Raw genomic sequence first — 12,205 nt, 5'->3', positions numbered from 1 at the left:
ATTTTTCACGTGTATTTCTTCACATTATATTATTTTGAGGCAGCCTGTATTTTGAGTTTATAAGAGCTTTCAGGTTACTTGAAAGGTGGTGATAATACATGGATATATTCAGCTCTTCCAGTTTTGCTGCAAGAGCTGGAGGGAGTTCCTCAAATCCCCTGTTTTCAAGAATTAATGAAGTTTCGGCTTCATCTATTTCTGCAAGCACTTCAACCTTTTCTATCTGTTCCCTGTTAAGCGGACACGGCAGCTGGCATCTGAGGCAGCCCACCAGGCAATTGTGGGACTCAGGTGCAATCCAATCGGGAAATTCCGGTGTACCTTTAAATTCATTGTAATAAGTAAGGCAGCGTTCGGCTTTAATAAGAAACCTATCTCCGGTAATGGCGGCTGTGGGACATTTGGATATACAAGCATGACAGTTTTTACACACATCCATAACCCGGATATCACTCCAGGTTTCATCTGTACCGGTGCAGGGAAGATCGGAATAAAAGGCTGACAACAGAAAAAAGCTTCCGAATTCAGGTATATATGTGATGTTGTTGGCACCATATTTCGCCAGGCCGCTTCTTACGGCAATAAGCTTTTCCGGCAGTCTTGCTACTCTTACGGCATTATATCCGCAGCTTTCCAGCATTTCATTTAAGTGCTGCTTAATTTCCTCCGGCTTTTTATAGTACTCTGTGTAGGTGGGAGGTATCAATGCCGGGAATCTTACTCCATTATAGTTGAAATTAATTTTTACAATAGGGCTGGATGAAGCAACTATAAAAATTGATTTAATCGGATTTGCGGAAGCCGGAATATTGAAGTTGTGAAAATCATTAAAAAGCTTATACATGCCTGCATCCAGATATTTGGCTTCATTGAGTTTTTCAATTTCATTTTGAAACTCCTTCAAATGCTTTACTGATATGATACGGGCAGCATATCCCTTCTTTTGAAGATACTCAAGAATTCTTTCAACCATCAGTAAAATACCTCCTTGGCATTTGTATTATTCTATATTATCAAGTTTCATACAAAACACCAGTGTAAAAAAACGTAGAATTAGTGGAACATTTTTATATTGTATTGACTTGTAATCTTGCTGTGATAAAATTTATTTAAGTAATAGTAAACTTGATGCTGCTTACTTAAATTTGAATTGCAATTTCAAAACGTTTGACAGTTACCTGGAATAAAGAATTTGTGTGGTGATGTATACGAATTATTCAGTGATTTAAATTAAGTTCTAAAAACTATAAATTCATAGGAGTGAAATCGCGGCAAGTATACCGGCGTGTCCGGCAAAATTAAAGCTTATGATTATTTATTAAAAATTACAAAGGTTAAGTTGAAGGGTATATATGATATGAATATAACAGACATAACACCAAGGAAAAGCCTGGCATTGTCCTTACTTGCGGTAACAGCTGTTTTCTGGAGTCTTGGAGGACTTCTTGTAAAACTGGTGGACTGGAATCCCATAGCTATTGCAGGTGCGCGCAGTTTAATAGCCGCATTGCTGATTTTGTTTTTTATTAAGAAACCCAGTTTTAAATTTTCATTTTTGAAGTTTGCATCAGCATTTGTGTATGCGGCCCAGGTAATTTTGTTCGTATACGCTACAAAACTTACCACAGCTGCAAATGCAATAACTCTTCAGTACACGGCTCCAATATATGTTGCAGTATTCGGAGCACTTTTTCTCAAGGAAAAGGTGAGATGGTACGATATCATCACTATTGCAGCGGTATTTGGCGGAATGCTGCTCTTTTTTATCGATAAATTATCCCCCGGAGGATTGCTGGGAAATATTTTAGCCATAATCAGCGGAATTGCATTTGCATTTCTTGCATTGCTTCTGAGGCTTCAAAAGGATGATTCTCCGCTGGATAGAATTTTCTGGGGAAATATTATGACCGCTGTGGTTGCCCTGCCATTCATGTTTCAGTCCATGCCTGATACCAGGAGTTTATTGGGCATAAGCCTGCTGGGTATTTTTCAGCTTGGCCTTTCCTATATATTATTCTCAATAGCAATAAAAAATGTAACTGCTCTTGAGGCCGTCCTGATTCCTTTTATTGAGCCGGTTTTAAACCCTATTTGGGTAGCCCTGGTGGTACATGAATTTCCGGGGATTTATTCCATGATAGGCGGAGGTTTTGTATTGCTTGTTGTCGCTGCCAGATGCATTTATACATACTGTCTATCTGTAAAACAGGGAGCGGCATCAGAGGAGAGCGGAGGATGAATGCATGTAAATTCATATCTTTTGGGCCGGAGCATCCTGCTGGCTTTCGTGGAACCGGTTAGGCGTGCTTACCATCAGCAGCTTTACTATTTTATTGGTATTATTCTCCCAGTTGTGAGACAGGGTTGAGCGAATATGGACCGAATCACCGGGATACAGTTCGGTTTTTTCGCCGTCATAATAATAGGTCAATATACCTTCGAGGATATAAATAAATTCTTCTCCTTCATGAGTGTATGTCAATACGGTCTCATTATCTCTCTTGGGATAAACCTCTACCAGGCGGGGAAACATGTTTTTGTCGCCCAGGCTGTTTGATAAATGAAATTGTATAAAATTATCCTTATCCATAAAAACTATTTCGCGCTCATAGCTTTTCTGTATAAAGCTGTTCTGTTCCTTTGCCAGAGTGAAAAAATAATTGATGTCCACACCCAGAGCTTTTGAGATATTGTCAAGAGAATCGATTGCAACTGTGGTCAGACCTCTTTCCAGTTGGGACAGAAATCCTACAGATAGATTGGTAAGCTGGCTTAACTCTTTTAAAGTAAGTTTTTTATCCAAACGCAGTCTGTTTATTTTTGAACCAATTTCAGAAAACATAATTATCCTCCGTTTTTATGCTGGATGCATTTTAACATATATTATATCAAATTTTAATATAAATGAATACTTACCTTGAAAGATAACATTGACTGTAATATTATGTATGCTAAAATTATATTTAGTAATATTAAATAAACACTGATTATTTCTAATATTATTTTCCGAAGGGATGTGTACTGAATGTGTACAATGAATGTAAATGAAAAAATATTTGAATTGCGAAAACATATGGACCTCTATGGTTTGGATGCATATATTATTCCAAGTCCCGATCCGCATATGAGTGAATATGTGGCCGACCACTGGAAGGCAAGGAGCTGGATATCAGGCTTTACAGGCTCAGCCGGCACTTTCGTCGCAACAAGGAATGAAAGCGGGTTGTGGACAGACGGAAGATATTTTATACAGGCTGAAAAGCAGCTGGAAGGTTCGGAGATCAAGCTGTTTAAAATGGGAAATACAGGTGTGCCCACTTATACCGAATGGCTCGGAAGTGTTCTGGAGAAGGGCGGATGTGTGGGTTTTTCAGGAAAAATGATTTCACAGCTTACATACCGGGAAATGAAAGAAACCTTTTCAAAAAAAGGAATAACACTCAATTCCCAACATGATTTAATTGATGAAATCTGGCAGGACCGGCCGGAAATTCCTTCTGCAAAAATTTTTACGCATGAAATTTGTTTTACCGGTTTGTCGGCAGGGGAAAAAATTGATAAAGTGCGTGAAGAAATGAGGAAAGCAGGGGCAGGTTATTATGTAATAAGCAGTCTTGATGATATCGCATGGCTTTTCAATATCAGAGGCGATGATGTTCCGTATGTATCTGTTACTATTTGCTACGCCTTGATATCAATGACAGGGGCAGTTTTATTTATAAACAGGAACAAGATACCTTCTGATGTAACAAGGGTACTGAATGAAAATAAAATTGAAATTCTGGAATATGAGGACATCAAGGATATAATTGCCAAACTTGACAGGGAACAGGCTGTTGCATATGATCCCAAAAGAACAAACCGCTGGATATACGATTCCATAAACCCGGAATGTAAAAAGATAGAAATAGATGAAATAACAACCGTGCTCAAAGCTGTAAAAAATGAGACCGAATTGGCAAATATCAGACAATGTCAGATAAGTGACGGAATTGCCATGGTTAAGTTTCTCATATGGCTGGAGAACAATATAGAGAAGGAAGTAATCACCGAGTTAACTGTTGATGAAAAGCTTGAGTACTACAGGAGACAGCAGCTGAATAATCTCGGCCCCAGCTTCAAGACCATTGCCGGTTACAGGGAACATGGGGCAATGATGCATTATACTGCAACAGAGGAAACCCGATATGTGCTTGAAAATAAGGGAATGATGGTTGTGGACTCGGGAGGGCAGTATCTTAACGGTACTACAGATATTACCCGTACAGTGGTTTTCGACCGGGTAAGCGATGAAGAAATTTTTGATTTTACTATGGTATTGAAAGCAAATATTTCACTTTCCTCGGCTAAATTCCTATACGGAGCTACCGGATCCAATCTCGACATCCTGGCACGAAAACCCTTGTGGGAAATCGGATTGGATTACAAATGCGGTACCGGCCATGGGGTAGGCTACTGCCTTAGTGTCCATGAAGGCCCTCACGGCTTTAGCCAGGTCCCCAACAAAGCAAAATTGGAAATGGGAATGATTGTAACAATAGAACCTGGAATATACAGGGAGGGAAAGCATGGAGTCAGAACAGAAAACATGGTTCTGGTCATTGAGGATGAAAATAACGAGTATGGACAGTTTTTGAGGTTTGACCCAATAACCTGCTGCCCTGTGAGTTTAAAAGGTATAAATCCCGACCTGTTGACCGACCATGAAATCAAATGGTTAAATGATTATCACGGCAAAGTATATGAATTGCTTTCACCCCACCTTGACAATGAAGAAAAAGAATGGTTGAAATATAATACCAGGAGCATTTCGAAGAATTAAGCTTTAAATCCCTTTAAAATACACCCAATCCGTAACTTGCGGATTGGGTGTATTTTTTTAAAAAAATTTATTAAATATGAACTACTAAAAGATATTGACACAATGACTCCCTGGTCATATAATATGACTTGTTAGTCACTATATTTGATACAGGAGGGTGAACCATTGCCTAAAAGAACCTTTAACCGTCTTGATGACGACAAGAAAGAAAGAGTTATACGGGCAGCAATTGAGGAGTTCCAGGCTCGCGGCTTTGAAAATGCAAAAATAGAAGCAATCGCCCGAAACGCAGAAGTCGCCAAAGGCAGCATCTATCAATATTTCGATGATAAAAAGGAGCTGTTTATATATTCCGTCACATGGACTCTGGAATATTTTATGAAAATAATTGACAGGCAGACTCCGCTTCAGGATATGGACGTATATGATTATTTTTTATCGGGAAGCCGTGAACGTTTTGAACTGTTGAAACAAGAGCCCTTGCTTGTTGCATTTTCCATGGATATCTACACGGGTAAATTCGGTAGTTTGGCCCTGGAAGCAACCCGCGAATTATCCCGGATCGGTGAGGAATATGAGCTTAAGCTAATTGCCAATGGCAGAAGAAAGGGTACTGTCCGCGAGGATCTGGATGATAAAACCCTTTTGCTGTTTTTTCAGGGAGTAACCGAAAAATTTGACACAGAGATCATGGAAAAGGTCAAAAGCTTTGATTACAATCCTACCGAAGAACATTACCGTGAAATGGAGAACTTGTTAAAAAATATGATTTCATTATTAAAGCAGGGAATGGGGAGGAATTAAAATGTTTATTACAGTTGAAAAACTGAGAAAAAGCTATCAGGCCGGCAAAAGCAAAACCGAGGTGCTCAAGGGGATCAGCCTTACGCTTGCAAAAGGGCAGACAGGAGTGATACTCGGCCCCTCCGGTTCGGGAAAGTCGACGCTGATGAATATCATCGGAGGCGTTGACCGCGCGGACAGCGGCAGCATCCATGTGGATGGCCTGGAAATCACTTCTCTTGGGGATGACGGGCTGACAGATTACCGCAGGGATTCGGTCGGTTTCATCTTTCAGTTTTATAACCTGGTTCCCAATCTGACCGTCTCAGAAAACATCGAGGTAGTTTCCAACATATCAAAAGCTCCGCTTGATATGGAAACAGTGCTGAACGCGGTTGGCCTTGAAACGAAAAAAAAGAGCTTCCCCAGGGAACTGTCCGGAGGAGAGCAGCAGCGGGTGGCAATTGCCCGCGCGATTGTGAAAAATCCCAAGCTGCTTCTGTGCGACGAGCCCACCGGAGCGCTGGATTATGAAACGTCCCACGGCGTGCTTTCCCTTTTGCAGAAGGTAAACCGCGACTTTGGTACAACTATTCTGATGATTACCCATAACACCGCAATCGGCGATATGGCCAACCTGGTATATAAGCTGCGCGGAGGAGAGATCGTTGAAACGATCAGGCATGATGAAACGGCCGCGGCGGAAAGGATTGAGTGGTAATGGCACTTTTTAAAAAAGTAATACGGACCATGCTGGAGCATAAGGCTCGCTATATGGGTTCCATGCTGCTGCTCATGATCAGCAGCATGATGTTTATTACGATGAATATGACGTCTATGAACCTGGACAATATGTTCAAGAAATTTTCCGGGCAGAACGTATTGTCCGACGCAGAATTTTCAACAGCTGCCGCCATCGACACGGCGGCTTTCGGCCGGCAATTTGCCGCAAAGGTAGAAGTCGGCAGCACGGCCGACTGCCAGGTAAAGTCCGGTCAGACGCTGCGGGTGTTTTCTGCTATGAGCGTGGTGAACATCCCGGCCGTTCAGGAGGGTAAACTTCCGGGCAGCTCGGAGATCATGCTTGACCGCCCGTTCGCGGAAACAAACGGATATCGGATCGGCGATCAAATTACCGTTGCAGGCAGGAAATTTACCGTTTCGGGGTATGCCCTTCTGCCCAATTTCATTTATGTGATCAAATCGAAGGAAGAAATGATGAATAACCCCAGCACTTTTGGCATTGCCGTGGTGGGCAGGGAGGATTTGGAAACTTTGCCTGGCAGAAACCGGGTTTACGCCATCCGTTTTGATGACAGGGAAAATATCAAAGCACAGGAAGCCTCGGTAAAGAATGCGCTGCGTTCTCAAGGCATCCGGATAACCAGCTGGCAGAGTACGGTGAGAAAGGTTAATGTATCCTATGTTCCCATGGAGATTGATGTATTATCCACAATGAGCGCCGCCGTGCCGTTTGCCATGCTTGCGCTTGCCTGCGTTTTGCTGGGGATGCTGATGTGGCGTACCATTAAAAGCGAAACGGTCATCATCGGGACATTTTACGCCCAGGGCTATCGGAGGCGTCAGCTTGTCCTTCACTATCTTACTTTTCCACTTTTTATATCCATTACCGGCTCTGTGCTTGGTTCCGCATTTGGGCTGCTGCTGGTAAGCAGCGAGCTTCGGCTCATGCTGACCGCTTTCCCCATGCCTGTCTACGAAACGCTGCTGAATCCATGGCTGGTTCTCTTGGCAGTCACGCTGCCGGTTGTCGTTCTCTGCGGCGTTACCTGGTGTATTACAGGAAGAACGTTGAAAACTGCTCCGGCAGTTCTTATGAAAGGCGGAGAAGCAAGAGGCAAGGTCAATTTTATTGAGCGCAGCCTGCGGCTCGACCGTCTTGGATTCAATACGAGATTTAAAATCAGGGAACAGGTCCGCAGCCTGTCCAGAACCTTTTTCCTGATTTTCGGGGTTATCGTAGCCACCATGCTCATGCTGTACGGGCTGACGATGAAAAGCTCCGTCGACTATATGCTGAGGGAAGGAATCAGCGAGCTTTACGATTTCAAATTCGAATATGTTTTCACGTCGGCAAAAACCGGAATGCCGCCTGCGGGAACAGAACAGTTCAATGCGGCGTATGTTAGCCTTGTCGACAATGAAGACATAAGCTTTTATGTTACCGGGGTCCTGCCGGCCACCAAAATGGTACGGCTGAAGGATGCCTCCGGACAACCGTTCCAGCCGGATCAGACCACAATTACGGCAACGCTTGCACAGAAGCTTAATGTGAAAGCCGGCGACAGCGTGACGGTATTCGATACCGAAAACGGAAAGAAACACACTTTTGTCATTGAAAAAATGGCCGATACCTATGCGGGCGATTTTCTGTTCCTGCCCCTTGACAGATTCAATGCGGAATTCGGATACCCTGCCGATGCCTATCTGGGGATCTGGGGCAGAGAGGCCATGACCTTCGCTCAAGGCGAGATCCAAAGCACCAAATCCATTGACACCATTGTTGCGGGACTCGGCAAGATGATTGACCAGATGGGGCCTATGATTTACGGCCTGATTGCCGCTGCTTTCCTGCTGGGTCTTATTATCATCTATATTGTAACCGGCCTGGTAGTCGACGAAAGCCGGACCAGCATCTCGTTAATGAAGGTGTTCGGATACCGGAAAAAAGAGATAGGGAGACTGGTGCTGGACAGCAATACCCTGATTGTTGTTTTGGGATATCTGATTGGCATCCCGGCCCTGCTGGGTACGGCAGGGGCCTTCTTCGGCTCTCTGACCGAAAACCTGCAGGTGGTACTGCCCGTCAAGCTGAGTGCCTTATACATGCTGTTTGGTTTTATCATCGTGATGGCAACCTATGAGTTTGCCAAATGGATGTGCAGAAAAAAGGTGGCCCGGATTCCGATGAGTGAAGCACTGAAGGCGGGAACGGAATAGAGGCAAATAACGGATCACTAATAGTGCGTCAGTGCAGCTTCAAAAAAATTTTGAAGTTAGTGCTGGCGCACTATAGAACTTCTTTTTCAAAAATATGTTCTTCATCTGAAAACAATCCGTTTCGGTACTGTGTTGGCGTTATTCCTGTTATTTTTTTAAATATTTTGAAATAATACTTTTCATCTGTAAAGCCAACCTTTTCAGCGATTTCATAAATTTTATACCTGGGTTGGATCAAAAGGCTTTTTGATTTCTCAACCCTTATTTTTTGGATAAAATCCGAGAAATACATTCCCGTATCTTTTTTGAAAATATTGCTGAAATAGCTTGCGTTCATATTGATATAGCCGGCTACTTCCTCCAGGCTCAGATTGTTAACATAATTTTCTTCAATATACTTTATTGCAGCGGCAATTTTATTGTTATATCTGTTATCACAGGATTCATTTTCAAATTTGTTAATGTTTTTAAACATCTGCTTTACATTGATCCTGAAATCCGCAAGGGATTCGGAGGATTGGTAGAGATGTTCGATAGTCATATAATTTACCAGCAGCTTTTTCTTATCAGGGGGTAAATGGTATTGAACAAGGTTTTCCAGTGAATTCTTAATTAGTGTAGGTGTAACAGGTTTTAACCTTAATAAGAAATCAAATAAATGGTCAATGCTGATAAAAAGCTCCTGAGGATATTTGCTGTGCAAAGAATTGAGGAATTCTTCGTAATATGTGTTTAAGGCCGGTTGCAAAATTATATTCTTTTTTAATTCGGAGTATAAAAAAATCGGGGAAGAGCAGTCCAACAATCTGTAATCCAAAGCATCCCTGGCATGTTTAACCAGCTCGGTCAAACTGGCTGCCGAGTCTGACCACTCGCTGATACCCGAATATGCCGTTTTAAATGCCGAAATATGCTCTTTTATAAGAGGAATAACTTCTGAATATTCCTCCTGAGCTATGTTTAGCAGGCAAATAATGTTACTATGGCCTGTAATATAACAATAAAATATGTGCAAGGGAGCGGCATGCTTATGAAGAAAATCTAAAAGTGTGTCATTAATGGCCCTGCAATGGATGCATAAAACGGCAAAACCATTTTGAGGGAAATAGATATCGGCATTTGATAAAATAAAATTTATTTCACCGGAATTGTGATATCCTTCCATTATTTCTCTTAAAATAACATTGTGGTATTGTTTGATTTTTTTAGCATTATCCAGCCTTTGGATCTGCTCCTGCTCTTCCTGTTTAAGCTGCTCTATGAGCCTTGAGAGGGTACCGTAAAGCTTATCCTTTTTAACGGGTTTTAACAAATACTCCGAAACATCACAGCTTATTGCTCTCTGAGCATAGGAGAATTCACCGTAGCCGCTTAAAATTACATATTTGGCTTTGGAACCGGCTTTTTTCATATGTTCTACAAAATCCAGCCCGTTAAGCTGCGGCATTTTAATGTCCGAAACAATAATATGCGGGTTATACCGGTCAATGGAAACGATGGCAGCTTTGCCATTCTCTGCTTCGTAAATATTTTCAATTGGCAGATCCATTTTTCTGATAATTTTTGCAAGGCCTTTTCTTATCGTATTATCATCTTCTACGATCAAAATGCTGTACATACTGACTGACCTCCTATATTGACCATTTATGTTTATAATAACCAATTATTATAATGAAAAAGGAATTTTGACAGTTATGGCAGTACCCTCGTTATAACTGCTTTCAATACCTATGCCGTATTCATCACCGAAATACAGCTTTATCCTGCGGTTTACATTCATTAGACCGATACCTGTGCCGGTTGAAGTTGAATTGTCGTTCAGACTGTTCTCAAGGTTCCTGTTCAATTTTTGAAGTTGTTGGTCCTCAATACCCTTGCCATTGTCACGGATGGTAAAAATTATACTGTCATCGGCCAGTTTACCGCAAATCGATATCTCAAGGAATTTCTGATTGCTTGGAAATCCGTGTATAATGCAGTTTTCCACAAGAGGCTGCAATACCAGATTTAAAATAGCAGCCTGGCATATTTCCTCCTGAATATTAAACTCAGCTTTTATTGTGTTGTTGCGTATAAGATTTTGAATCTTTATATAGTCTGCCAGGTTCTCCAATTCACATTCCACATTGATCAGGTGATTTCCTGTATGTATGTTTTGTCTTATAAGATTGCCAAGAGCAGTGAGGCCATCTGAAATTTCTTCTTCATCGTGGAGTTCGGCAGTCATTTTCAGGGATTCCAAAGTATTGAAGATAAAATGAGGTTTGATCTGGGATTGCAATGCAGACAATTCAGATTTCTTTTGAGCTATCTCAGCCTTATATACTTTATTGATAAGCTCTTGAATATTGCATGCCATGATATTGAAGTCAAAGCTTAATTTATCCAGTTCATCGGCTCCGTTGACTTCAATTCTGGTATTAAAATTTCCCTTCTGGAATGAGACAAATGCATTTGATAATTTTTTTATTTTCTTGGTCATAAAATAACCTAGGTAGTATGCAAGTATTAAAAGCAGAATAAATGTAACTGAAATTGTAACGATATAGTTTCTTTTTGATGAATCAAATAACTCTTCAATTTCGGCAGTGGAAACAACACTTATAATATGAACACCCAATCTGTTTATTTCCTGGGATTTTATAAAATAGTCGCTTCCTTCATAAGTATACGCATATTCACCGTTTGAGCCCTTGAGCAATCTATTTAAATCATCCTTTTTCATCAAGGATTTCAGTAACGGCGTGTTTTTTCCGGATATAATATTTCCTGCACTGTCCACAACAGCCAGATAACCGCTTTTTCCCACAGGAGAAATATTAAGGGAATCAAAAAGCAATCTGGGATTCACCTCCAGCTCAAGATAGGAGGAAGATGACTTATAAACAGGATTGATAATACAGAACAGAGAAAAAACAGGCGATGTAGCAGGGTTAAGGGTATCCACCTTTCTATACGCACGCTGCTCATGATACTTTTCCCAGTAAGGCAAGCCCAGACTTGTATTTTTTTTAACCTCCATAAACCAGGCCTCATACTCAAATTTTGAAGAATGAACAAAGGTATCAATCTCAGAAATACTTTCATTTAATGTAATGATATTTATTTTACTTATTTTGTGATTTGTATTTTTAAACCACTTTAACATGGGCGAGATCTTATTTGTCATGGTAATATACGAGTCATTGTTAAAAGGCTGATGCCTTTCATTAAGATAAGCAGTCAAAAACGTATCTGCCGACAGCTGAAAGCCGATATTCTCAATGGAGGTTAAGGCTTGATTTATATTGTTGGTTTCCTGGTTCAACCTCTGGGAAATCATTGTGGAAGTGTTCTCGCTCAAATACATGGTAAACTGCTTGTAAACCAGTATACTGCTGATGGTCAAGGGAATGGTTATTAAGATAATATAGGAGAATAAAAGCTTTGCTTTAAAGCTTGAATTATGTAATGATTGCAATATTCTTAACATAATGTTTACCAACCCTAAAAAATATTTGAGAAATATTTAACCAGAATTTTTACTTGTAATTAAAAATTATAATTATACTATACAAAAAAACTCTTGTTTTTCAACTTTTTATAGTAATATTACACTAAAAACAAATATATTCAACTGACATCGATTTTTTTTGCTGC

General features: G+C 40.8%; 9 protein-coding genes. 5 read left to right on the top strand and 4 right to left on the bottom strand.

Annotated features, from left to right (window positions below; genetic code table 11):
- Window positions 1-19 precede the first annotated feature (19 nt).
- Window positions 20-973: a 4Fe-4S double cluster binding domain-containing protein gene (locus CTER_RS04695; RefSeq protein ID WP_004624080.1), complete on the bottom strand. Its 954-nt coding sequence runs from the start codon at window positions 971-973 to the stop codon at window positions 20-22.
- Between the two features lie 384 nt (window positions 974-1,357).
- Here CTER_RS04695 and CTER_RS04690 point away from each other — a divergent pair, with 384 nt between their 5' ends.
- Complete coding sequence (locus CTER_RS04690) at window positions 1,358-2,239, top strand: DMT family transporter (protein WP_004624174.1); 882 nt, start codon at window positions 1,358-1,360, stop codon at window positions 2,237-2,239.
- A 12-nt stretch (window positions 2,240-2,251) separates the two neighbouring features.
- On the opposite strand, the gene CTER_RS04685 is transcribed toward CTER_RS04690, so the two are convergent.
- Entirely contained in the window at window positions 2,252-2,842 is a 591-nt protein-coding gene (locus CTER_RS04685) for a helix-turn-helix domain-containing protein (RefSeq protein WP_004623986.1), read from the bottom strand.
- Between the two features lie 192 nt (window positions 2,843-3,034).
- Between CTER_RS04685 and CTER_RS04680 the strand changes: the two genes are divergently transcribed.
- The 4 genes from CTER_RS04680 (at window position 3,035) to CTER_RS04665 (ending at window position 8,566) form a co-directional block, all read left to right on the top strand.
- Window positions 3,035-4,822, top strand: a complete 1,788-nt coding sequence (locus tag CTER_RS04680; protein WP_040760371.1) for an aminopeptidase P family protein — start codon at window positions 3,035-3,037, stop codon at window positions 4,820-4,822.
- Between the two features lie 165 nt (window positions 4,823-4,987).
- Window positions 4,988-5,626 (top strand): TetR/AcrR family transcriptional regulator, encoded by a 639-nt coding sequence (locus CTER_RS04675; protein ID WP_004624166.1) that lies wholly within the window; start codon window positions 4,988-4,990, stop codon window positions 5,624-5,626.
- A gap of 1 nt (window position 5,627) precedes the next feature.
- Window positions 5,628-6,326 carry an ABC transporter ATP-binding protein gene (locus CTER_RS04670; protein ID WP_004624079.1) on the top strand — a complete coding sequence of 233 codons (699 nt, stop codon included), beginning with the start codon at window positions 5,628-5,630 and terminating at the stop codon, window positions 6,324-6,326.
- Window positions 6,326-8,566 carry an ABC transporter permease gene (locus CTER_RS04665; protein ID WP_004624197.1) on the top strand — a complete coding sequence of 747 codons (2,241 nt, stop codon included), beginning with the start codon at window positions 6,326-6,328 and terminating at the stop codon, window positions 8,564-8,566. Before CTER_RS04670 ends, CTER_RS04665 begins: the two co-directional genes overlap by 1 nt.
- A 70-nt stretch (window positions 8,567-8,636) precedes the next feature.
- Here CTER_RS04665 and CTER_RS04660 read toward each other — a convergent pair whose 3' ends face one another.
- Together CTER_RS04660 and CTER_RS04655 are read right to left on the bottom strand one after the other, a co-directional pair.
- Window positions 8,637-10,184 carry a response regulator transcription factor gene (locus tag CTER_RS04660; protein WP_004623993.1) on the bottom strand — a complete coding sequence of 516 codons (1,548 nt, stop codon included), beginning with the start codon at window positions 10,182-10,184 and terminating at the stop codon, window positions 8,637-8,639.
- A gap of 48 nt (window positions 10,185-10,232) precedes the next feature.
- Complete coding sequence (locus CTER_RS04655; protein WP_004624208.1) at window positions 10,233-12,038, bottom strand: cache domain-containing sensor histidine kinase; 1,806 nt, start codon at window positions 12,036-12,038, stop codon at window positions 10,233-10,235.
- Between the last annotated feature and the right edge of the window lie 167 nt (window positions 12,039-12,205).

Origin of the sequence: Ruminiclostridium cellobioparum subsp. termitidis CT1112 (assembly GCF_000350485.1) — a bacterium.
In the GTDB taxonomy this organism is placed as follows: Bacteria; Bacillota; Clostridia; order Acetivibrionales; family DSM-1351; genus Ruminiclostridium; species Ruminiclostridium termitidis.
Note: the sequence above shows the minus strand (reverse complement) of the source record. Positions and strands in the feature narration are given on the sequence as shown.